The organism is Dialister sp. i34-0019-2H8 (assembly GCF_042846925.1).
Taxonomy (GTDB): Bacteria; Bacillota; Negativicutes; order Veillonellales; family Dialisteraceae; genus Dialister.
Genome location: NZ_BAABYQ010000001.1, coordinates 526,020 through 548,607, shown reverse-complemented (window position 1 = coordinate 548,607; position 22,588 = coordinate 526,020). Strand labels below are relative to the sequence as shown.

General features: G+C 52.2%; 19 protein-coding genes and 1 other annotated feature. All 19 genes read right to left on the bottom strand.

What is annotated here, in order from left to right:
• Positions 1-122 precede the first annotated feature (122 nt).
• Positions 123-737 (bottom strand): flavodoxin, encoded by a 615-nt coding sequence (locus ACGG9R_RS02245; RefSeq protein ID WP_390150932.1) that lies wholly within the window; start codon positions 735-737, stop codon positions 123-125.
• 159 nt (positions 738-896) lie between these two features.
• Positions 897-1,394 carry a flavodoxin family protein gene (locus tag ACGG9R_RS02240; protein ID WP_390150929.1) on the bottom strand — a complete coding sequence of 166 codons (498 nt, stop codon included), beginning with the start codon at positions 1,392-1,394 and terminating at the stop codon, positions 897-899.
• 10 nt (positions 1,395-1,404) lie between these two features.
• On the bottom strand, positions 1,405-2,142 hold the full coding sequence (locus ACGG9R_RS02235) for a carboxymuconolactone decarboxylase family protein (protein ID WP_390150926.1): 738 nt from the start codon (positions 2,140-2,142) through the stop codon (positions 1,405-1,407).
• Positions 2,143-2,347: 205 nt separating this feature from the next.
• Positions 2,348-3,646, bottom strand: a complete 1,299-nt coding sequence (locus tag ACGG9R_RS02230; protein ID WP_390150923.1) for an SGNH/GDSL hydrolase family protein — start codon at positions 3,644-3,646, stop codon at positions 2,348-2,350.
• Between the two features lie 342 nt (positions 3,647-3,988).
• Positions 3,989-4,867: a LysR family transcriptional regulator gene (locus tag ACGG9R_RS02225; RefSeq protein WP_390150920.1), complete on the bottom strand. Its 879-nt coding sequence runs from the start codon at positions 4,865-4,867 to the stop codon at positions 3,989-3,991.
• 608 nt (positions 4,868-5,475) lie between these two features.
• Positions 5,476-6,333 carry a polyamine aminopropyltransferase gene (speE, locus tag ACGG9R_RS02220; protein WP_390150917.1) on the bottom strand — a complete coding sequence of 286 codons (858 nt, stop codon included), beginning with the start codon at positions 6,331-6,333 and terminating at the stop codon, positions 5,476-5,478.
• Positions 6,334-6,337: 4 nt separating this feature from the next.
• Entirely contained in the window at positions 6,338-6,976 is a 639-nt protein-coding gene (locus tag ACGG9R_RS02215; RefSeq protein WP_390150915.1) for a DivIVA domain-containing protein, read from the bottom strand.
• Positions 6,977-7,577: 601 nt separating this feature from the next.
• A complete protein-coding gene (locus ACGG9R_RS02210; protein ID WP_390150912.1) occupies positions 7,578-8,369 on the bottom strand; it encodes an RNA-binding protein in 792 nt (263 codons plus the stop codon).
• A gap of 28 nt (positions 8,370-8,397) precedes the next feature.
• Entirely contained in the window at positions 8,398-9,195 is a 798-nt protein-coding gene (gene proC / locus ACGG9R_RS02205) for a pyrroline-5-carboxylate reductase (protein WP_390150910.1), read from the bottom strand.
• On the bottom strand, positions 9,192-9,593 hold the full coding sequence (gene sepF, locus ACGG9R_RS02200) for a cell division protein SepF (RefSeq protein WP_390150907.1): 402 nt from the start codon (positions 9,591-9,593) through the stop codon (positions 9,192-9,194). Before sepF ends, proC begins: the two co-directional genes overlap by 4 nt.
• 20 nt (positions 9,594-9,613) lie before the next feature.
• Entirely contained in the window at positions 9,614-10,120 is a 507-nt protein-coding gene (locus ACGG9R_RS02195) for a cell division protein SepF (RefSeq protein WP_022105173.1), read from the bottom strand.
• A 12-nt stretch (positions 10,121-10,132) separates the two neighbouring features.
• Complete coding sequence (locus ACGG9R_RS02190) at positions 10,133-10,822, bottom strand: YggS family pyridoxal phosphate-dependent enzyme (RefSeq protein ID WP_390150903.1); 690 nt, start codon at positions 10,820-10,822, stop codon at positions 10,133-10,135.
• Between the two features lie 366 nt (positions 10,823-11,188).
• The gene (locus ACGG9R_RS02185) at positions 11,189-12,169 is read right to left on the bottom strand and encodes an ABC transporter substrate binding protein (RefSeq protein ID WP_390150900.1); all 981 of its coding nucleotides are present in this window, start codon (positions 12,167-12,169) and stop codon (positions 11,189-11,191) included.
• Between the two features lie 404 nt (positions 12,170-12,573).
• Positions 12,574-13,563 carry an ABC transporter substrate binding protein gene (locus ACGG9R_RS02180; RefSeq protein ID WP_390150897.1) on the bottom strand — a complete coding sequence of 330 codons (990 nt, stop codon included), beginning with the start codon at positions 13,561-13,563 and terminating at the stop codon, positions 12,574-12,576.
• 200 nt (positions 13,564-13,763) lie between these two features.
• Positions 13,764-13,975: a binding site (T-box leader), on the bottom strand.
• Between the two features lie 179 nt (positions 13,976-14,154).
• Entirely contained in the window at positions 14,155-15,573 is a 1,419-nt protein-coding gene (locus tag ACGG9R_RS02175; protein WP_390150894.1) for an amino acid permease, read from the bottom strand.
• Between the two features lie 737 nt (positions 15,574-16,310).
• A complete protein-coding gene (locus tag ACGG9R_RS02170; RefSeq protein ID WP_390150891.1) occupies positions 16,311-19,397 on the bottom strand; it encodes an efflux RND transporter permease subunit in 3,087 nt (1,028 codons plus the stop codon).
• On the bottom strand, positions 19,394-20,458 hold the full coding sequence (locus ACGG9R_RS02165) for an efflux RND transporter periplasmic adaptor subunit (RefSeq protein ID WP_390150888.1): 1,065 nt from the start codon (positions 20,456-20,458) through the stop codon (positions 19,394-19,396). The genes ACGG9R_RS02170 and ACGG9R_RS02165 overlap by 4 nt, the downstream gene beginning before the upstream one ends.
• A gap of 281 nt (positions 20,459-20,739) precedes the next feature.
• Complete coding sequence (locus ACGG9R_RS02160) at positions 20,740-21,288, bottom strand: TetR/AcrR family transcriptional regulator (RefSeq protein ID WP_390150886.1); 549 nt, start codon at positions 21,286-21,288, stop codon at positions 20,740-20,742.
• A 382-nt stretch (positions 21,289-21,670) separates the two neighbouring features.
• A complete protein-coding gene (locus tag ACGG9R_RS02155; RefSeq protein ID WP_390150884.1) occupies positions 21,671-22,117 on the bottom strand; it encodes a hypothetical protein in 447 nt (148 codons plus the stop codon).
• Positions 22,118-22,588 lie beyond the last annotated feature (471 nt).

Here is a 22,588-nt window from a genome sequence, read left to right as displayed (position 1 = left end):
ACAATATGCTCATGCTCTTAAAACATGCTTTTATTATAAATCATGTTTCATGCTTGTCAAGTGTCTTTCCCTACTTTTACGCCAAATGACAGGGAAAGATAGACATTTCTCATAAAGACCCGTCAGAAATGCTTTGTCCAGTCGATGAGATCGCCTTCAGATACGCCGCCGGAGAAACGAGTCCCTGGAAACCACTCGCCACTCTTGGCCGTTTCTTCTAGCAGCACATCGCTGTCTCCAAGACCACTGGAATGCGATGTGCAGAAAGGAATGACCTGCTTTCCGGAAAAGTCATGATTCCGCACAAAATGATACACAATATTCGGTGCTTCGCCCCACCAGATCGGATACCCCAGAAAAACCGTCTCATAGCTATCCCAACCAGGTACATCCCCATCGATCTCCGGCATAATGCTCCGATCCTGATGTTCGCGGCTGACGCGGCTGTTGTCATTTCTATAATCGAGATCCGAATCCGTATAGGGTTCTTTCGGCTTGATTTCCCATACATCCAGCCCTTTGGCGCGCGCAATGATTTCTGCAGCACGTTTTGTATTCCCTGTCGCAGAAAAATATACTACGATGGCTTTGCCATCTTTCTTCACCATATGGGTCTCGCTCGATGCGCCTGCTGCTTTGTCCTCGCGATGAGGCACACCCGTGGTTCCCCCGCAGCCGGTTAACCCTCCCGCTGCCAGAAACGCACACGAAAGAGCGATCGCTTTCTTCCACATCATGATCCTTCCTTTCACTCTTCATTTTTCTTTTGATAAATTTGGTAATCGATCTGATCGAGCTGCTGCTGCTTTTCGTGAATATCATCCAGCAGGCGGAAGCGTTCTTTTCTGAGCTCTTTGATTTTCATCTTTTCGAGCTCTTGCTGTTGCACATCCATTCTACCCTCGCATTTTCTTCTCCATCATAGAAATCCAAGCGTCCACGTCCTTTTCCGGCGTAATCTGTTCGTCGCCCCCATAGGGGTCAAAGCGGACTTCTATCGTCCCGAGTACTTCATCCGCATGGGTTAAATTCGTAAGATGCTTGATGGCGCTCCCTGGCCAGCCACCATGTGTCGTGAAGAAAATCATTTTCTTTCCAGTGAAGTCATGCGTCGTCACGAAGGTGCGCATGGCAGGCGCCATGGTGTACCACCAGGTCGGCGATCCCAAAGCAATCACATCATAACCTGCGATGTCCTTCTTCATCGGACGAAGCGGCGGGCAATAGCCTTTCTGCACTTCCGTCTGTCCCACTTCGACCGTTTCCTCATAGGGACCGTACTTCTTGACCGTTTCGATACGTTCGATGTCAGCCCCTGTAGCTTTTCTCAGCGCTTCTGCGATCTTTTTCGTATTTCCATGACTATAGCTGTAGTAAACAATCAGTATCTTCATAGACACCCCTTCAGCGAGTCAGCGCGTCATAGGCTGCCGCGCTGACTTCCTCGCCCCACTCATTAGAAAGATCGGTCCCCGGGATCTCAAAAGCCAGATGGCTGAACCAGCTCTCCCTCTTTGCCCCATGCCAGTGTTTCACATTTGCGGGGATTTCCACGATATCCCCTGCCTTGAGGCTCTGCGCCTCTTTTCCTTCTTCCTGATACCAGCCTTCGCCATCGACACAGATGAGCACCTGCCCGCCCCCGCTCTTGGCGTGGTGAATATGCCAGTGGTTGCGGCATCCAGGCTCGAAGGTCACTTGGCATATGGTCAGCGGATCGCCTGCTTTAGAAATCACCTTCAAATAGGAATTCCCGGTGAAATACTTCGCGTAAGCCGTATTCGGCTCGCCCTGCCCAAAGAGGCCGCCGTGCTCTGCGTCCCCATCCTCATAGACTTCCATGGCAAGATGGAAGGCCGCCCATGCATTAGGCCAGCCAGCGTAAAAAGCAATGTGCGTCAGAAGTTCTGCCATTTCCTCCTGCGTCACGCCATTCTTTTTGGCTTCCTTCAAATGGTAGGCAAGAGACGCATCTGTCATGCCCTTCCCGATCAATGCGCTGACCGTGACGATGGAACGGAGCTTGCGCGACAGTTTCTCCTCTCGGCTCCACACTTCACCAAAAAGAACATCATCATTGAGTGCTGCAAATTTCGGCGCAAAATTCCCCAGAATAGTGCGTCCTGCTGTCTGTTTAACCATAGCATAATCCTTTCTGCTTACATATTGAATAAAAGACGGACAGGGCAAGAAGGTTCTCCAGAGATCATGCGAGATCCTGCGACTCATGCCCCATTTTTCTGGTGCGATGTCCTAGCCCCTCCGCTCAAGATGATGATACGAAGAACTAAGGAAACGCGGATGCCTCGCAGTCATAAGACACGCCGCCCCCTAAATTCCCAAATCCTTAGTCACCGGCTACCACCTTTGGAAATTCGAGGTTGATGACCTCCGCCATCATGCGCTTCATATTCCAGTCGCCGTGAATGCCGTCCAGCGCGAGCCAGGTGGGAAGCTCTTCCATCTTTTCAAAGGGCGCAGCAGTATCGATATGGACCTCACCGCGGATGAAAGCATTCACCTCATCGAAAGAAGCTTTCCAGCCCTCATAGGTCGGCTCATTAAAAGCCTTCTGGATGTTTCTGGGATTGATCGGCGGCAGCGTCATCAGGATGGGCGTGATACCATGCTCGCGGCACTTTCTCTGGATCTCCTTCAGGTCAGAGATCACATCCGCTGCCGGGACACCGGCGCGAAGACTGTTCGTCCCGCCCAAGATGAGCAGGTAGTCCGGCGAAAAAGGAAGCACGTCCTTCTCGAAGCGCATGACCATCGCCTCACTCGTATCCCCGCTTTGGGAGAGATTGATCGAAGGAAAGTCCAGATACGACTCATAGCTGTAGGCAAGGTCGGCAGGCCCAAAGGAGAGATGGCCGCCGCCGTGAGAAATGCTGTCGCCATAGACAGCCACCTTCCAATGCTTCACCGGATTTTTGATCTCCTGCGGCAGGCTCCACTCACCCACGGGCTTCTCCGTGCTGTCCATTCCCCTGACGCGCCAGTAGTAGGTTCCCGTCCGCGGCGCATCATCATAGAGATCGGTAAGTTCTGTCTTGGCCGCATAAATGCGGTGGACGGATGGCGAGAATCCATGGAGATTTTCCGGGTACTTTGACGTGACTTCGATCTCATAGCTCGCGGCATTCGGATTTCCTGTGTAGGCATAGACCGGATACAGAAGGACACTGCCATTCCCCTTGCCATAGGGATCGTGCGGGATGGGCGCATTGCGCTCCGTCTTGAAAAGTGCGCTCTCCACATCTGCCGGCTGCGAATAGTGGCCGATCGGATGCCCATCCAGATCGTACGCCCGTACGCGATAGAAAAGAGGCTTCTCTGCCGGTAGTTGTCTCATGTCCAGCATGAGGCTATTCGTGTATACCTGGGTATTCCTGTAAATCGCATTGGCTATCGGAGTATCCGCTCGCAGGTCTTTGGGAATCTCTTTGAAAATCTCCACCTCGCTTCTGACGGCATTCAGATTCTGCGGCCAGGTCAGGCAGCCGTACGTCCCTTTCTCCTCTTTGATCACCTGCGCGGCGCGGACTTCCTCGCAGTGAAAATGCAAGGATCCTGCGGTCATGGCAAACGGCAACACCGCAAGCGCAAGTCCTGCAGCAAGCCGCCTTTTCCATTGGATCGTCATCGTTCATGCTCCTCCCTTCGTTTCTTCTGTCATTAGTATAGGCAGAATATTGCTGCATAGCAAATACTTATGGATTATGAATTTGGATAGTGAAAAGGCATGAAGTGAGCTAGAAGCCAGAGATGAGGAATCGGGTATGACTGGCGACTGGTGGCGAGTCACTTAAATCTCTCCTCGGGCATCGCCGTGATTCATACCTTGCGACGCTTCTATATTTTTATGCATCGCACCACCATTTCGCATTTCTCATGCAAGCTAGGCTTTCAAACGCACTCAAGGGGCAGCACTCTCATGGGCCCCGATTTTCCAATAAAAAACACCTGCTTTCGCAGATGTTTTCCCTCACTTCAACTTCTCTTTCAAAAACTCAATGAACGTTTTCGTGACACGGCTGAAGGGCTGATTTCTGCGCCACGCAAGAGAGGTGTAGATATACTGCGGCTTTCCTCCGATCGGTCTGAAACAGATCCGATGCTCATCAAGAAAGGGGAGTACACCCTCCCCGGAGATATAATAGCCCATGCCCTCATCTACCATGATGACCAAGTTCGCGGGGAGGTCAGACTCGATCATGGCAGGATGGCTTTCCTGATCCGTATGCCTGACAAAGAGCATCGCCTCAAGATCTGGACGAAGCCCCTGCAGCAGGGGGCGGCCTTCCAGGTCTTGCATCCATACTTCCGGCTTCTTGGCGAGCGGATCATCCGCACGCATATACACCCCCACCCGGCTCGGTTTTCCGATGGGGAATGACTCATACTTCTCCCTATCGAAAGGCTCAACAAGGAGACCCACATCGACGCAGCCATGATCCATACATTCACAAATGTAGGGCGTGATGTCCGTGTAATAGCGGAAATGTACAAAAGGATGGAGTGTCTGGAATTCCTTAATGAGACGCACGAAATCACGTGCCTGCGAGAGATCTCCTCCTGCCACGCTGATGGTGCCTTCCAGATTTTCTGCCGCCTGCGAGACTTCCATCTCCGTCTTGTCGACCAGAGAGACGATCTCTTCGGCGCGTCGGCGAAGAAGAATGCCTTCCGGCGTCAATGCGATCTTGCGTCCGCTCCGATCCAGGAGCGGGACGCCCATATCCGCTTCGAGGTCCGCCATCTGGCGCGACAGCGTCGGCTGTGTGATGTGGAGGCGGCTGGCCGCCTTCGTAATGCTCTCCTCACGCGCGACCATGAGAAAATATTTCAACACACGGATTTCCATGGAAATCGCTCCTTTCATGAAATCATTTTTCTCATTATATCATGGGAAGGGGGCAAGGGTTAGCCCTCGGGGCGGCTCCGTCCACTGATTTTGAGTAAAAGCTCGGCTCTCTAGTTAGGAGTTAGGAGTTAGGAGTTAGGAGTGTTGGTGCGGCGCATAAAAATATAGAAGCGCCGTAAATTTTAGATAAACCGTACTCTCGTATCGTCATTCCGACCGAAGTGGAGGAATCTTTTTCGTTTGCGGCATACCGCCGGGTAAGCTCAAGAACGCAAATGGGAAGCCTGCTTTCGAAGGCAGGGAGTACGGTGTTTCATGCAAGAGAAACAACGCACAATGTACGGATTTCCGCTGCAACAAAGATCCCTCGGCTTTGCTCGGGATGACGAAACGGAGAGATGGCTACCCGACAACTGCTTTCAGACTTAGATCATGAGACATGCTGTCCCTTGATTTCGAATGAAAGCTTTGCTCGAATGAGGAATTAGGAATGAAGGTGGCGGCTCCGCCGCAAATATATTTTTTGCAGCGAAGCTGCCACTACAATCCTGAACCCATCAACCTGAACCCGACAACAACACAAAAGACGTGCTCGCGCACGTCTTTTGTCAAAAACTATATTTTCCCTTATAGATCAGGTCTTTGATGAAATTCGGAAGGGCAAAGCAGCTTTTCTGGATATTTTTATTGTAGTACTTCATCGGCTGCGGGCCGTCTTCACGGACCTTGGCTGTGAGCGGGTCATATTTCTTCGATCCGATCATGAAGGAGTGCATGCACTCCGGATAGATCGGCACGTGTGAAAAATACATGCGTACGATGGGGAATACGTCACACATCGCCGCAAAGACATCGTGGACGGTCTTCTGCTGGACGATCGGAGACTCGGTCTGCTGGACGATGAGCCCATCTTCTCTAAGAGCCGCCTTGGCGCTTTTGTAGAATTCTCTCGTGAAAAGGCCTTCGCCCGGTCCGATGGGGTCAGAGCAGTCGATGATGATGACGTCATAAAAGTCCTTCACCGCGGCCGCGAAAGCGATGCCATCTCCCACATGGACATGAAGCTTCTTCGGCGGATCCAGGAGGACTTTGGAGATCGTCGGAAAATATTCCTTCGAAAGCTCGATGACGCGGCCATCGATGTCGCAAAGATCCACCTGTTTTACACACTCGTGGCGGCAGACTTCGCGTGCGACGCCGCCGTCTCCGCCGCCAATGATGAGTACACGCTCCGGATGAGGATGCATCATGAGCGGGACATGCGCGATCATTTCATGGTACGTCCACTCATCCTTGACGGAAGTCTGGAAAACACCGTCTAAGATGAGAAGACGTCCATACTGCTCCGTCTCGACGATCTCAATGTGCTGAAAGGGGGTCTGCTCTTCATGCAGTCTTTTTGTGATCGCCAGAGTGAGCCCCAGATGGTCATTGGCCCACTCAGTCACGGTCTGTTTCGTTTCCATAGGCTTAGTTCTCTTCTTTCGGAGCCACTGTCTTAGCCGCCTCATCGAAAAGATTTCCGCCGGCAGGCGCAGGAGCGGCCGCCGGTGCTTCTACCGCCGGTGCTGCTGCTTCTTCCGAGGAAGAAGGCTCCGCCTCAGCGGTCGGTTCAGACGGTTCAGAAGCTACCGGCTGCTGAGCCTGCACCGCCTGCGGCGCACGAGCGGCTTTGGCTGCTTCGATCAGCGCCAGCGCAGATTTGAAATTTGACAAGAGCTTTTCGATATACAGATTCATATCTCCTTCTGCCTTCAGCAGATCCGCATTCATCTTGCGACGAGCTGCTTCGGCATCGGAAACGATCTTCTGCGCTTCGCTCTGGGCTTCCTGAATGGAAAGCGCGGCTTCCTTGTGTGCATTCTTCTTCACATTATCTGCGGTTTCCTGTGCCATGACCAGCGTGTGGGACATGGTCGACTCCATCTTTTCGTAGTTGCGGAGCTTCGTGCGGATGATGTCCATTTCTTCTTCCATCGCACGGTGCTCGCGGTAAATCTTTTCATAGTCGCTCGCAAGCTCTTCCAGAAAGGCATTCACTTCATCCTTCGAATAGCCGCGGAGCTGACCGGAAAATGTTTTATTATGAATATCCATCGGTGTGATCATGATCTATGCTCCTTTAATGATATTCTTACTTATGAGTTCAAGGGTTCAGGGTTCAAGGTTCAGGGTTAGCCCCTCGGGCGTGCCGCCCTTTGATTGCGTGTGAAAGCTCTACTCGCCAGTTAGGAGTGAGGAGTTAGGAGTGAGGAGTGGTGGTGCGGCGCATAATCATCTGGAAGCGCCGCGGAGGTTTGAATATGGTATTCACAAAAGATGGGAACCCTGTGAACCTTTTGAACCTTTTGAACCTTCAGAACCCGTTTAACCTATGAGGATTCACATAAAGGATAGATTGTTCTTTCTGCTTTCAAACTTCAAGGTTCAGGGTTCAGGGTTAGCCCCTCGGGCGTGCCGTCCCATGATTACGAGTAAAAGAGGTTCAGCGGGTTCTATAGGTTCAAGAGGTTCAAAGGGGCTGGTGCGACGCATAACAATCAAAAGCGCCGTGGAGGTTTGAAATTAACGATTTTCCCGTATCGCAAACCTAATCCCTAGCCACTAATCCCTGCTTTCAAACTTCTATGGTATTCACGAAAGATGAGAAATCTATGAACCTGTCGAACCTACAGAACCCATTGAACCTATTAACCTGAACCCCGAACCCTTACTTATATCTGTCGATCAAAAGCCCCGTCCGTCCTTTTCGGCTCGTACCGGTCTCTTCCTTGATCTCGATGCGGCCGCGTCCCCGGATGCTGATGATATCGCCTGCCTTCACCGTCTGGGACGCGCTCTTGGCAGGCTGCCAGTTCACTTCCGTGCGCCCGTCATCGACGGCCTGCACCATCTTGGAGCGGGAGATACCAAAGCCCGCTGCCCCGACGGCATCGAGGCGAAGAGAGGCCACTGTCGCACGGACTTCCTTGGCCGTTTTCTTCGGCGGCTCGATCTCCTCCATCGGGATCTCTTTGACCGTGACAGGGACCATAGCGACCTTATGGAAATTGTCTCTGATCCACCCGGCCATGGTACTGTCTGCTACGATCTGACAGCCGGCGCCCTGCATGAGGATGTCGCCAAGAACGGCACGGTCGATACCAAGACCCATCAGCGAGCCTAAGACGTCCCGATGCCCGATCAGGCGGTAACGGTCATCCCAGGTGACGGAGAGGAGTGTCATGCCAAAGTCGATGGGGCCGTCATAGTCGTCTCTGGAAAAGGCGATGCGCACGCGCTCTGCCTCATGATAGCCGCCTTCACTTTTCACCGTGACAGTCTTCATATGGGTGGCGATAGTCTGCCCGATCTGCGCGGCAAAAGGCGACATAAACGGGCCGACAGCAAATGGCCGTCCACGGTCGACAGCATCGGCCAGATCCAGCAGACGGATCGCCATGTCTTTGGCATCGTCACTGGTGGCCGCAAAATAACGAATGATTTTTTCTCTATCTTTCATATGTTGATTCCTGGCTCATCATTTCTAATTATTTCCCCGCCATCTGATCCGATTTTGCGAGGCATGCTTCTACGCCATCCATCAGCGCAGCGCGGATACCCGCGCGCTCCATGGCATGGATCCCCGCAATGGTGGTACCGCCGGGACTAGTGACCTGATCCCGCAGCTCAGAGGGGTGTTTCCCTGTTTCCAGCACCATCTTGGCTGCGCCATACAGCGTCTGGGCAGCGGCTTCGATGGCAAGCTTTCTGGGAAGACCGATCAGGACGCCGGCATCTGCCAGGGCATCAATGATGACAAACGCATATCCCGGGCCTGCACCCGAGAGCGCACCAAGCTCATCGAGCTGTCGCTCCGTCACGACGGCTTCCTTGCCCAGCGCGCGGAAAATATCCTCTGCCTCAGCGATGAATCCTTCCGAAGCAAATGTCCCCGGAGCGATCGCTGCCATGCCTTCTCCGACAGAGGCCGGGGTATTCGGCATGACGCGGATGACTTCTGTCCCCTTCGGAAGAGCCTTTTCCAGTGTGTCGATCGTGACAGCGGCTGCAATAGAAAGAACCCGGCGGGGCGCATGCCGGGACAATTCTTCCAGCACAGAAGGAATCACGTTCGGCTTCACGGCCACAATGACCAGATCCGCCTCACCGGCTTCGCCCCCCTCTTTGGAGACAGAGACTCCGTATCGTGCTGCTTTTTCTTCCGAAGCCGCAAGGGAATGCTCCTTGACGAAGACTTCTTCTTTTTTCCATAAACCTTTGGCAAGGCAGCCGGAGAGGATCGCTCCTCCCATCGCCCCGCATCCGATGATCAGTATCTTTTTCATAGGTTCGGTCCTTTCCAGGCAGGGATGCCTTGGAAATCGGTCAGTCGATCCTTATCGAGCCGTACAGTCTCCGGCAGGCAGATAAGGACATCATCATTCAGAAGCTCGATGCTTCCGTGGGCCAGATAAACAGCTCCACTCATGAAATCGACAAACCGGCTGGCTGTCTCATCATCCACACTGTCATTCAAAACGACAATAACGGCGAGCCCTTTTTCAAGAGCATCCACCCCATGCCGTGCATCTGCATACGTGCCGGGTACCATGATCACCACCTCCAGCGGACGGAGACTTCGGGCCGGCAGCGCGCCTGCCTCCGGAAGTATCTCCCTCTCCTCTGTCGGTGTGTCATAGACATCCTCGTCCTGGTCATTGAACTGCTTTTTCAGCCAGCCCATGCCCGCTTCCCAGAAAGACATCAAGCCTCTGGAGCCGAGGGTCCCTGCGGCTGCTGGGCATTCCACTGCGGTGCACCGGCCGGTGCGGCTGCCTGCTGATCCGCATAGGCAGCGAAATTCTCACGGGAAACGCTCATATTATTCGGCGCGCAGAGATAAATGCTTTCAGAGATCTGGTCGATGCGGCCATCCAAAGCATACATGATGCCCTGAACGAAATCCACGATACGCTGGGCTTCATCCGCATCCGTTTTTTCCATATTCATGACGACCGGACGCATAGCCTTCAGATGATCCCCGATCTTTTCCGCATCACTGTAGCTCTTCGGGCTGACAACAACCATGGTGTATGGCTTGGCGGCCTGACGCGGGACAGCACTTCTGCCGATACCGCGGACAGCTGCCGGACGCGGCGGGACGGGCTGAGCCGGATTGACGGGAGCCGTCTCCTCGCCAAGATCCTCCTCTTCCATATCTTCATCATCACGATCGACGAACTGATCTTTAAACTTATCCAATAAACTCATTTCTTTCTCCTCCTAATGGTATACGCGAGAGCCGAAGATCGCAGTGCCGATACGCACCATCGTGGCTCCCTCTTCGATCGCCTGTTCAAAATCATGGGTCATTCCCATAGACAGGATGGAAATCTGTCCCTCGGGAAACTGCTTTTTCATATCCTCCCACATCTCGTGGGCTTTGCGGAAGACGGGGCGCGTCATCTCCACATCCTCATAATTCGGCGCCATGCACATCAGTCCGAGCACCCTCACATGAGAGAGCGACCTCGCTTCATCGATCGCCATTTTCATGTCATCTGGTGAAAGGCCTGTCTTGCTTTCTTCTCCGGAAATATTAAACTCCAGAAGTACGTCCTGCACCTTATCGATCTCTGCCGCCCGCTTGTCGATCTCCCGCAGAATGGACAATGAGTCCGCTGACTGGATGAGATCTGCCATAGCGACTGCCTTTTTGACTTTATTTTTCTGCAAATGTCCCTGCAGATGCCAGGTCACCGGGAGCGAGAGCTCCTGGTATTTTTCTTCCATTTCTTGGACACGGTTCTCACCCACATGGGTGACACCGAGAGAAATGGCTTCTTCCATGTCTTTGATGGGATGGAACTTCGTCACAGCCACCAGCGTGACCTGCTGATGATACGGGGACTTCTCCCGCGCTGCTTCGATCCGCTCCATGACATGAGCTAATCGTTCTTTGATTTCTGACATAGCCCCGCCTTCTTTGTGTAGTTTCAGCATAGCTCTTCTGGTAGAAATAGTTATACTTATGATTTATTATAGCACAGAAATCCATAGGGAAAAAGAGAAAAGGCTTACCGAGGAAGGGAGCCGGGGATCGGAGAATGCACGGTGACTCCTGACTGACAGAAAGCGATCCCATCATTCCATGTAAGGAAGTCCATGACGAAATGCGGCATGAAAAAGCGTATGGTGGTGACCAGATCAGCGTTTCCTGACCTGCCGCTTCAGGCATCGCCGCGATGAAGCCTCTGTATAGCCTTTTGACCTTATCAGCCGCATACGCAAAAGCCCCGACAGCTCATCTGAGCCATCGAGGCTTTTATCATTGGTTCCTCATACCATATTCGCTTTCTTTGCGATCTCCTCCGGAATCGTCAGCCCCAGGATCTCCGCATCCTGCTTATTGATGACGATGGTATAGTCCTTCTGATGCTGGATCGGAGACGTCTCCGGCTTTACCTTGCCATCGAGAATATCCGCCGCCAGCTCTCCTGTCTGCTTGCCGAGGCGATAGTAATCGACCGAGAGCGCTGCGAGCGCACCGTCCTTCGCCATGATGTCCGCCCCGACGATGACGGGGATCTTATTCGCATCCGTGATCTTCATCAGTGTCGGAATGGAGGAAGCCAGCGTGTTATCCGTCGGGACATAGATGTAGTCTACCTTGCCGATGAGTGACTCCGCCACCTGCTGGATATCATTGACATTGTTCACGGTACGTTCTTCGACAGCAAGATCATGTTTTTTGCAGTAGTCCTTCATCTGGTTCGCCTGCACTTCGCTGTTTACTTCGCTAGAACAGTAGATGAGGCCGACATGCTTCGCCTGCGGGATGAGCTTGGCAGCAAGCTCCATCTGGGCATCCATGGCTGCGAAATCACTGACTCCGGTCACGTTACCGCCGGGTCTCTCATCATTCTGTACCAGCTTTGCACTGGTATAGTCAGTGATCGCAGTACCGACGATCGGGATGTCCTTGATCTCATTCGCTGCTGCCTGCGCCGCCGGTGTCGCGATGGCACAGATCAGCTTCGGCTTCTCTGCTTTGAACCTGGAAACGATGGTCTTCAGATTCGACTGATCGCCCTGTGCATTTTCCTGCTCGATCTCGACCTTATCCGGCCCATAGCCGCGCTCCTTCAATGCATCGACGAAGCCTCTATTGGCCTCATCGAGTGAGCCATGCTGCACGATCTGTACGACACCGATCTTGATCTTGCCCGAGGCATCTCCGCTCTGTCCACCACAACCGCCGGAGATCAGAGCCGCCGCTGCGAGCGCGGCCGCTATACTGCATTTCATCCAGTTTTTCATCTTATGTTGCCTTCTTTTATTTATACAATACTATATGGGGCTCAAGGTTCAGGATTGGCCCCGAGGACGTGCTGTCCCTTGATTGTGAACGAAAGCTTTGCTCGAATGAGAAATTAGGAATGAGGGTGCGGCGCATAAAAATCAGAAGCACCGCGGAGTTTTGATAGCGCTTCGCGCCGTTGTCATTTCGAGCGAAGTCGAGAAATCTCTATTGCAGTACGGAAATCAGCACGTATGCGCTATTCCAGAAACGATGTCTTGGTGCTGCGTTTTTCTGTTATCTCGCAATTACTACTTACCGGTGTGCAATAAAGATCGAGGGCTACGCTCGGGATGACGATGCCGGCGAATCCCAGTCACCAGTCACTCCTAATCCCCAATCCCTAATCCCTAGCTACTCATCCCTAGTCCACCATCGTGGCATTCTTGTATTCATCCGGGATCTTAATACCAAGGATCTCCGCATTTTTCTTATTGATGATGACCTCATAGACTTCCGGATCCTCGACCGGAGTTTCTTCCGGCTTGATCTTTCCATCCAGGATCTGGGCCGCCATATGGCCGGCCTGGACGCCCGATTTATAGAAATCTACAGAGAGAGAGGCGAGCGCTCCGTCTCTGGCCATGCTGTCAGCGCCGACGAGGACCGGGATCTTAGCCGGGTCTGTCACTTTGACAAGGGTCGGGATGGAAGAAGCGAGAACATTGTCCGTCGGGACATAGATGAAGTCGACCTGCCCTACCATGGATTCTGCGACCTGCTGGATATCATTCACAGAGGAAACCGTTTTTTCTACGACAGTTAGACCAATGGAAGCGGCATGCTTCTTCGCCTGGTTCGCCTGGATCTCACTGTTTACTTCACTCGAGCAGTAAAGAAGCCCCATGGTCTTGGCATTCGGTAGGAAGACTTTGCCCATATCTACCTGCTTTTCGACCGGACCACGGTCATTGACGCCGGTGACATTCGTTTCCGGCTTCTGATTCGATTTGACGAGCTTCGCGGTCTCAAAGTCGGTGATGGCGCAGCCGACGATCGGGATATCTTTGATCTCATTCGCTACCGCCTGCGTTGCCGGAGTGGAAATCCCGAAAATGATGTCGGGCTTATTGCTCTTGAAACGTGCCGTGATGCTCTTCAGATTCGACTGATCTCCCTGTGCATTCTGCTGATCGACTTCGACCTTGTCCGGTCCATAGCCTTTATCCTTCAGCCCATCGATCATCCCTTGATTGGCTGCATCCAGCGAACCATGCTGCATGATCTGCACGACTGCGACCTGTTTCTTGCCGGAAGTCTTACTGCTCCCTGCCGAATTGCCACCACATCCTCCATAGACCAGTGTCATTCCTGCCAATGCTGCGATAAGCCCTGCTTTTACCCATTTGTTCATGATGATATTCCTTTCTACTTTTCTACTATGCTGCTTTCAGAAATATGATTCTGCGTGATAGAGATTTACGCGCTGCTTTCTATTGCCGCACCGCTCTTCCTCTCCCTTAAACAAAAAGTCCCTTGCTTCACTCAGCAAGGGACGACGGGGACTCATCGCGGTACCACCCAATTTATCTAAGGAATACAAAAAGGGTGGTACCAAGGGACGGATTCTCCGTGGTACCACCCTCATTCATCTTCATCAGATCAACTCTCGGCTCCTTAACGCAAGCCACCCCGGCAAGACCTACTTCGATTTCAGTCATGCAGTTCCGGAAAGAACTTCCCTATTTCCTATTTACCGGTTCCCAGCATTCCCGGCTCTCTGTGAAAAATCAGAAATACGTACTTTTTTCCATCAGCACTTTTGTAATATGTGCTTATTGTATCGGATGATGAGGAAAATGTCAAGCCGAAAGGCCATCATAAATCAGGAGAGACGCTTTGAAGCCATCCAAAGGAGGCGTTCTGCGAAGGGGATCCCGGCTGCGGATCTCCTTTCACCTCCATAGAAAACCCCCGACCGAAAAATTCGATCGGGGGTTGCATATTAACGATTCGCAGTCGCCTTGACGGCATCCACGACTTTGGCTCCGCCGGCACGATTTCCGCGATCGACGAAACGATAGCCAATGAAAAGGAGAATGAACCAGACCGGAGTGACATAGAGAGCGACTCTCGTATCCTCACGGAAGGCAGAAGCCACGACTACGCAGGCAAGGAAGGCCATGGTGATATAGCCGGAGTAAGGAGCCCACGGCATCTTGTACGTGAGCTTCGCCTTTTCTTCTTCCGAGAGAGAGGCACGGAATTTCTGCTGGGTGCGCAGGATGACGAACCAAGTCCAGAGCGCCCCGAAGGAACCGACGCTGGTGACGTAGACGAAAAGCTCCGCCGGCATGACATAGTTCAGACCGACAGCGACAAGCAGGATCATTGCGGAGAAAAGGATGCCGACCCACGGCAGACGATGACGGTTCAGCGTCTGGAAGCAGGCAGGTGCATTCCCCTGCAGGGACAGATTGTAGAGCATACGGCCGGAGCTGAAGATCCCGCTGTTGCAGGAAGAGAGTACCGCCGTGATGACGACGATATTGATAATATCCGCTGCACCGGCGATGCCGAGTTTTTCAAAGGTCACAACAAATGGGGATCCCATGTGTCCGATCTCATTCCATGGGTAGATGGACATGATGACGCCCAGAGAGAGCACATAGAAAATCAGGATACGCCAGAAGACTTCGTCGATGGCTTTCTTGATGGTGGACTTCGGATCATGCGCTTCACCCGCAGTGACGCCGATGATCTCGATGCCAAGATAGGAATACATGACCATGACAAGTGCCATCAGGGTGCCGGAAAAACCATTCGGGAAGAAGCCGCCGTTCTGCCAAAGGTTTGCGATGCCGGTCGCAATGCCGCCATTGCCGATGCCGAAGACGATCATGCCGATGCCGCTGATGATCATGAAAATGATGGTGCAGATCTTCACGAGGGCAAACCAGAATTCAAACTCGCCATAGGCAGAGACGGCGATGAAATTCACCACGGTCATGATGACAAGTGCGACAAGCGCTGACAGCCACTGCGGCAGATCCGGATACCAGAAATTCATGTATATCCCGACGGCAGTGAGCTCGGCCATACAGGTGACCATCCACATGTACCAGTACGTCCAGCCGGTGAGATAGCCCCACTTCGGACCTAAAAAACGTGCCGCATGCGCACTGAAGGCCCCGGAGACCGGGTAGGCGACGGAGAGCTCACCAAGCGCACGCATGATGAAATAAATCGCAATGCCGCCGATGACATACGTCAAGAGTACCGATGGGCCGGCAAGTTCGATCGCAGTCGCCGAGCCAAGAAACAGACCGACACCGATCGCACCGCCAAGACCGATGAGCTGGATATGTCTGTTTTTCAGGCCGCGTTCCAGGTTTTCATGCATTTCCTGTTCTTTGTCTTCCATAATTCTTTCCTCCTAGCAAGTCCTGATGATCCCAAGTCCGGCAGCTGAGACTGCCCCGCCGGAGAGTGGATCCCCTCCCCCGACATAACCGCTTTCCTTTCTTCATCTGCTTTCAGAAATGTGCTTCCCATTCCTGCATATTCGAATGAGTCTAAGTAATAACGCAACTAATATTTTATACAAAATAAGGGTGCATGGCAAGATAAAATAGGGGTAAATCCATATAAATTCAGTCATGTGAGAGTACATTCCACGATTTTTATTTTATAAGAAAGCACGCATTATCACGTTTTTGCATGAATATGATCATCCATAATCCAGTCATGGCAAATGATCAGAGGACGGGAGTGAGTGGTGAATAGTCGCTATGGATTAGGAGCCTCGCGTGACTGGTGACTTGAATGCCATTTTCGGGCATCGCCATTTACAAAAACAGGCGCTTGGCTGCTACCGTAAATCGCCTGCTTGATACGCATTTCCCCGCGCACTTTCCTGCCGCCGGTGCCCTATCCGCCCCTTCGCTGCGCCTTCCCCTCGAGGGGAAGGCTGCGGTACGAGAATACCATCTTCTAAAAAAAGGCGGCGAAGCCGCCACGAGAGCCCTGAACCTTGAACCTTGAACCTTGAACCCTGAACCCTGAACCTTGAACCCTGAACCAAATGAAAGCAAAGTAAAAAGGAGCTGTGAAGAAATGAGAATTCATTTCTTCACAACTCCTTTCATTTTTACCGGATGCCTACTGCTCGCAGGGCTCTTTCACCTTGTACCACCAGCAGTACATGGCAGGTACGACGAGGAGTCCGATCGCGGTCGCAAGGAGAAGACCGCCGATGAAGGAGACGGCGAGCGGGCGCCAGAAGGGATTCGGAATCAGGGGCACGAATCCCAGGACATCCGTCACCGAAGAGAGCATGATGGGGCGGAAACGGAGCGCCGCCGACTCGACGACGGCGTCATACGGTGTCTTCCCGCTTTCCAGATGCTGGCGGATCTGATCCAGAAGGATGATGCTGTTTCGGATGACCATGCCGGAGAGCGCCACAAAGCCGATGATGGCGACGAAGCCGATCGCCTGCCGCGTCACCAGCAGTGTCAGGATCGCGCCGATGAGTCCGAGCGGTCCGGTCACGACAGCCATGATGAGCTTGGGAATATTTCCCAGCTCGAACATCAATACCATGAGGACAAAGAAGACCATCATAGGCATGGCGCCTACGATGTAGGTCATGGACTTCTCGCTCCACTCAAGCGACCCGTCCTTCTCGAACGTCACCCCTTCTGGAAGGCTGGCCCGGAAGGCTTTGAGATCCGTATCATAGAGCGCCATGGAGACGGAGTCTGCCTTGGCTCCGCCTGTTACATCTGCCCGAAGCGTGATGGTCGGCTTCAGATCCCTGCGCCAGATGGTGCTTGTCTCATTTTCATAGGACAGATCCGCAAATTCACCCAGCGGCACGTAGCGGCCATTTCCCACATGAACAGGCAGTGAGTCGAGGCTGGCCAGACGCGCTACATTGTCTCCTTCCAGCTTGAAGGAGATCGGGATGAGCTGATCGCCCTGATACGACTCAGCCACCTTGTAGCCGGAGAGCTTCACGTAGAGATCCTGCGATACCGCATAGTTATCGATCCCCAGCTCGCGTACCTTGTCCTGATTGATCTTCAGCTTCAGTGTCGGTGTCTCCTGCGGCCAGTCGAGGCTCGCATTCGTGACATTCGGATTCTGCTTCATGATGGAGAGTGCTTCGGAAGCCAGCTTCACTGTCTCATCGATGGATTCGCCTGACAGGCGGAACATCACCGGATACTCGGACGGCGGGCCGGTCGTGATGAGACGGGTATGTGCCTGTGCATCCGGATATTTCTCCGTCACCGTATCCATGATCTCTTGGCGAAGCGCATCACGGCTCTTCTGGTCTGTCGCGACGATGATCATCTGCCCATGCCCGTCTTCCGGTGCTTTGGGATCAAAGAGCAGGATGAAACGCGGCGCGGTATCACCGATGTATGTCGAGAAAGAGGAGACACGCTCATCCCCATAGAGTGTATCGGCGATGCCGTTCATGACACGCTTCGTTTCCTGTATGGAAGCCCCTGAGGGGAGATTCACATCCAGAATGATTTCCGGACGCACCGAGTCGGGGAAGAATTCCTGATTCACCAGCGGGATCATCGCAAACGTCAGACAGAAAAGCCCAAGAGTCCCCACGATGACCGTCTTCTTGAAATGGATACAGAGCGCAATGAGCTTGTAGAAGATCCGGTACGCCTTGTCTCCGATGGACGATTTCCAGCTTTTCCCCTTTTCGCGTGCTACCTTCTCCTTCTCTTCCTTTGTTTTTACTTGAATGAATTTGTATCCCAAGACCGGGCTGACAAAGATGGATGCCACCCAGGAGAGAAGAAGGGCTGCTGCGATGACCCAGAAGAGTGCCGCGCAGTACTCCGATGTCTGGCCTTCTGCCATCCCGACGGGGATGAAGCCCGCCGCTGTGATGAGCGTCCCGGCGAGCATCGGCTTCGCGCAGCTCTTATAGGCCGCTTCCGCCGCTGACAGGCGGTCCATGCCTTCTTCGAGCTTCACCTGCATCATCTCGATGACGATGATCGCATCATCGACAAGAAGGCCGAGGGAGACGATGAGCGCTCCCAGAGACACGATATGCAGATCGATCCCCTGCCATTTCATGAAGAGGAATGTCGCACACACGACGACCGGGATACAGAGCGCCAGCACGATGCCGCTCCAAAGTCCGAGCGAGAGGAAGGACGCCGCCATGACGATCACGATGGCCTCCAAGAGCGACTCTGTGAAATCATGGATGGACTCATTCACCACCTTCGGCTGATCCGCCACGAGCCCGATGTCCATGCCCGCCGGAAGGTCTGCCTTCGACCGCTCGATCTCCCGATTGAGATTGTCCCCGAGCGTCAGGTTATTCCCGCCCACCCGCATCGATACCGCGATACCGATCGCCGGTTTGCCATTGAAATAGAAAAGGGAAGACTCCGGCGTCGTGTAGGTCTGCGTGACCTTTGCCACATCGCCCAGATGGAAGCTCCGCTCGCCCACATGGATCGGGATATTCTCCAAGGCTTCCACACTGCCTAAGAGACCGTCCACGCGGATCGCCACATTGCGAGACGATGTATGGATCGTCCCTGCCGGCATCATCGCCGACTGCTGCTGAAGGATGCGGAATACATCGGATGGATTCATCCCGAAGGAGGCGAGCTTATTCTGATCCATCTCGATGTACATATTCTGCTCCTGCACCCCCAGAAGCTCGACCTTCTGCACATCCTCGACCGCGGCGAGACGGCGGCGCAGCATTTCCGCCGACTTACGCTTCTCCTCATAGGAAAAGCCATCCCCCGTCACTGCATAGATCGAGCCATAGACATCATCAAAGCGGTCATTCACATACGGACCGTACACACCGGCGGGAAGAGCTGCCTTCTCATCATTCACGAGATTTCGCACCTCATGCCAGCACGTCTGGATATCCTCTTTCTTGACCGAGTCCTTCAGATTCACATAGATGACTGTCTTGCCATCATGCGTGAAGGACTTCAGATAGTCCAGCCCCTTCGTATCCTGGAGCTTTTTCTCGAGCGGATCCGTCACCTGCTCGGTAATCTGCTCCGCTGTCGCGCCCGGCCAGGCCGCCGACACCACCGCCTGACGGATGGTGAAGTCCGGATCCTCACTGCGCCCCAGATGGAAATACGACCACAAGCCTCCCAGGAGGATGAAGAAAATGAAGAAATAGACCACCGGCTTGTGCTTGATGGCCCACTCTGCCAGATTCAGCCCTTTCATACGCGTACCTCTTCTCCTTCAGCCAGTTTCGAGACGCCCGCCGTCACGATGCGGTCACCCTTGGCAAGTCCTTCGATGATCTCCACCGTATCCTCGCCGTAGCGCCCCACCTTGACCGGCGTCAGCGTCACCTTGTGATCCCGGATCACCCAGACAGACGGCTTCTGATCCTGCGTCGCCATCGCAGAAAGCGGGATCATGATGCCCTTGCCGCCCTCTCTGTCACCAAATTTCACCTCTGCCGTCATGCCGACGGCGATGTTCTCCGGCGGCTCGACCAATGTCACCTTCGCATCATATGTCCCCGTCTGCGCATTCGGCGCAGCCGCTACTTCGCGGACGCGGCCCTCTACGCTCACATTCGGCAGCGCCCAGAATGTCACCGTACACGGCATCCCCACCGAATACTCCCGATACTGCTTCTCTGTCAAAGAAATGTAGACATCCAGCTGCGAATCATCAATGATCGACACCACCGGTGTCCCCGCCGCGACGACCTGCCCCACCTCATAGAGCGTCGCCCCGACGATCCCGTCGCGGTCTGCCGAAAGCACCGTGAAGCCAAGATTATTCTCCGCGCGCGAGAGCGCCGCCTGTGCGGACTCGAGCTGCGCCGCTGCAAGCTCCGCCTGATTTCTTGTCTGATCAATGGCAAGATCAGAGATCGCCGACACCGAGTGCAGCTTCTCGTACCGCGCCAGCGTCGACTGTGCGAGGCGATACGATGCTTCAGCCGCATTCAGCTGCGAACGCGCCGCCGCTGCCTGCTCCTCTGCATCCTTCGAGTCTACCTTGAAGAGCGCCTGCCCTGCGCTGACCCGCTCACCGGATGTGACATAGCGCTGCATGATCCGGCCTCCCACCTGAAATGCCAGAGGCGATTCAAAAAAACCATGCACCGTGCCGGAGAACGTATTCTTCACGCCCGACTCCGTCTCACCGATGACCATCGACTTCACCAATGGCGCCTTTGGCGCCGCTGCCTTCTCTGCTCCGCACCCCGACAGCGCGATCGAAGCACCTATAAGCATCACACCGATATACATAGCTAAACGTTTCATAGACTGACTCCTTGTATGATAAAAGTGACTGGTGACTGGTGACTAGGGATTAGGGATTAGACTACGAGACTAAGAGGCTAAGAGATATCAGACTTCTGACTTCTAAAGTCTCCTAGTCTCCTGGTTCAACATCTCAATCAGTCATCACCCATTTATACTCCGCGGCGCTTCCGGTTTTTATGCGCCGTACCTTCCCCGTTGAACCCTTTGAACCTGTTGAACCTATAGAACCCTCCGGTAAAATCTCCCGAACCCATCAACCTGAACCCGCCAACCTTATATTACTTTTCTATCCCATGCAGAATGATATCCTCGAGCACATTCATCACATCCGTCCCCGTCATATTCTGCTCGCGAAGGAAATCCGCATCATTCAGATTGTGCGTCGATGTGATGAGGATCATGCGAAGGATCGGCAGATTCACCTCTCGAAAAGCCCCCGCCGCGACCCCGGCCTTAAGGAGCTCCATCATATAGTCGAACTCCTCATACTTGAAATCCATCCACATCTTCCAGATCTCCGGATAATGGATCTCTATATCCTGATAAAACCCATCCGGCATCGCCCACAGCGTCTCCACGAAGAGACGGCAGTACGAGAGCAGCCGCCCGCGCGCCGTGTCCTTCTTCCTCATCAGCGCTTCCTTCGCCTTCCGAAACGCCTCCTGATCTGCCAGACACACCATGCGGATCAGCACCGCCTTCGAAGACGCCTTCTGGTACAGCGTGCTTTTCGAGATATGGAGCTTTCTTGCGATATCGTCCATCGTGAATTTGACCGAGTGCAGCCGCATCTCTTCCTTCGCCGCCGCGATCAGCTGTTCATCCATAATGATTCCTCCAGTACTCTTTTCGTTTTTTTAGTACTCTACTCGTATTATAGCATGATTTATCGGGAAAACAAATTCTATTTTTTCGCATGTGGAAAGTACAAAAGAGCAATGAGCCTGCAAAGCTCATCGCTCTTTTGTACTTTCCGCACATCCAATCAGTCTTCATTCATATGTATAACCATGGATTAAGATTAAAACTGATAAATGTGTTCGTTTATCCCCCATAAATCTCATCAGCGTAAGACTACCGTTTTTAATGACAAAACACCGGTAACTAATAAATATAACGAGTCGGTTGTCAAGACCAGCCATCTAGCTCACTTTCTCATCAACATTCACGGGTACTTTCATAGAATCAAAAACAACTATCATTGCATCCTCATATACACAAACTGTGGATAAAAATACCATAGAGCCCAAAATGCAGCAATAAGAAAATGTACATTATAACCGCAGATACTTTTTGCAAGATTGGCTGTTTTCTCTGCGAAATAGGTTTGCCGTTTATCTTGTAAATACACATAAGATTCCACTGAAAATAAATCATATAAATAAATCCACTAAGAATAATGCCTAATGTTAAAAAGAACAACGATGCTCCTGCAATTATTGGAAACGGATAATTTACTAATAGATTAGTTGTGGAAAATAGTAAATCCATAAAACCATCTATAATCAACCAGAAACAAGCTATACTCCAAATTATTTTTCTGAATGCGGATACTTTCCGATTTCTTATTAGATAAAAGCTATAAACTACAAACGCCAAAGATAGCAACCAGGCAGATAAAATCTTTTGGAACAATTGCCAATTAGTAATTCCCATAGTATTTTTACTCCTCATTTATTGGAAACGGATAATTTACTAACAGATTTGATCCTACCATCAAATTTAGCTTATGTGAAGCATTTTCTTTGAAGCTAATGATCTCCGATTTTAAGTGTTGCTAATTATAAATAAGCTGTAGAGCCAAAAATGCAATGCCAACGTAATCAACATTACAATGGACGACCATTTTTGCAAAATGGATCTTTTTTCTATCGGTATAGGTTTACCATTAATCTTGTACACGCACATAAGATTCCATTGAAAATAAGTGATATAAATAAATCCGCCAATAATAATACCTGATATTTGGAAAAATAGAGATTGTCCCGTAAGAAAAGGAAATGGATTGTTCACAAGTATATTTGTCGCAGAAAACAATAAATCCATACAACAATCTAAGAGTAGCCAGAAACAAGCTAATCCCCAAATCATTTTTCTACAAAGGCATATCTTTTTCTTTCTTATCAG

What these genes read in the sequence shown, in the direction of transcription:
- ACGG9R_RS02225 (WP_390150920.1), bottom strand. Translation starts at nt 4,867, where the DNA reads ATGGAAATCCGTGTGTTGAAATATTTTCTCATGGTCGCGCGTGAGGAG.
- ACGG9R_RS02210 (WP_390150912.1), bottom strand. Translation starts at nt 8,369, where the DNA reads ATGAAAGATAGAGAAAAAATCATTCGTTATTTTGCGGCCACCAGTGAC.
- ACGG9R_RS02240 (WP_390150929.1), bottom strand. Translation starts at nt 1,394, where the DNA reads ATGAAGATACTGATTGTTTACTACAGCTATAGTCATGGAAATACGAAA.
- speE (WP_390150917.1), bottom strand. Translation starts at nt 6,333, where the DNA reads ATGGAAACGAAACAGACCGTGACTGAGTGGGCCAATGACCATCTGGGG.
- ACGG9R_RS02185 (WP_390150900.1), bottom strand. Translation starts at nt 12,169, where the DNA reads ATGAAAAACTGGATGAAATGCAGTATAGCGGCCGCGCTCGCAGCGGCG.
- ACGG9R_RS02190 (WP_390150903.1), bottom strand. Translation starts at nt 10,822, where the DNA reads ATGTCAGAAATCAAAGAACGATTAGCTCATGTCATGGAGCGGATCGAA.
- proC (WP_390150910.1), bottom strand. Translation starts at nt 9,195, where the DNA reads ATGAAAAAGATACTGATCATCGGATGCGGGGCGATGGGAGGAGCGATC.
- ACGG9R_RS02230 (WP_390150923.1), bottom strand. Translation starts at nt 3,646, where the DNA reads ATGACGATCCAATGGAAAAGGCGGCTTGCTGCAGGACTTGCGCTTGCG.
- ACGG9R_RS02155 (WP_390150884.1), bottom strand. Translation starts at nt 22,117, where the DNA reads ATGGGAATTACTAATTGGCAATTGTTCCAAAAGATTTTATCTGCCTGG.
- ACGG9R_RS02195 (WP_022105173.1), bottom strand. Translation starts at nt 10,120, where the DNA reads ATGAGTTTATTGGATAAGTTTAAAGATCAGTTCGTCGATCGTGATGAT.
- ACGG9R_RS02180 (WP_390150897.1), bottom strand. Translation starts at nt 13,563, where the DNA reads ATGAACAAATGGGTAAAAGCAGGGCTTATCGCAGCATTGGCAGGAATG.
- ACGG9R_RS02170 (WP_390150891.1), bottom strand. Translation starts at nt 19,397, where the DNA reads ATGAAAGGGCTGAATCTGGCAGAGTGGGCCATCAAGCACAAGCCGGTG.
- ACGG9R_RS02165 (WP_390150888.1), bottom strand. Translation starts at nt 20,458, where the DNA reads ATGAAACGTTTAGCTATGTATATCGGTGTGATGCTTATAGGTGCTTCG.
- ACGG9R_RS02235 (WP_390150926.1), bottom strand. Translation starts at nt 2,142, where the DNA reads ATGGTTAAACAGACAGCAGGACGCACTATTCTGGGGAATTTTGCGCCG.
- ACGG9R_RS02215 (WP_390150915.1), bottom strand. Translation starts at nt 6,976, where the DNA reads ATGATCACACCGATGGATATTCATAATAAAACATTTTCCGGTCAGCTC.
- ACGG9R_RS02245 (WP_390150932.1), bottom strand. Translation starts at nt 737, where the DNA reads ATGATGTGGAAGAAAGCGATCGCTCTTTCGTGTGCGTTTCTGGCAGCG.
- ACGG9R_RS02160 (WP_390150886.1), bottom strand. Translation starts at nt 21,288, where the DNA reads ATGGATGAACAGCTGATCGCGGCGGCGAAGGAAGAGATGCGGCTGCAC.
- sepF (WP_390150907.1), bottom strand. Translation starts at nt 9,593, where the DNA reads ATGGGCTGGCTGAAAAAGCAGTTCAATGACCAGGACGAGGATGTCTAT.
- ACGG9R_RS02175 (WP_390150894.1), bottom strand. Translation starts at nt 15,573, where the DNA reads ATGGAAGACAAAGAACAGGAAATGCATGAAAACCTGGAACGCGGCCTG.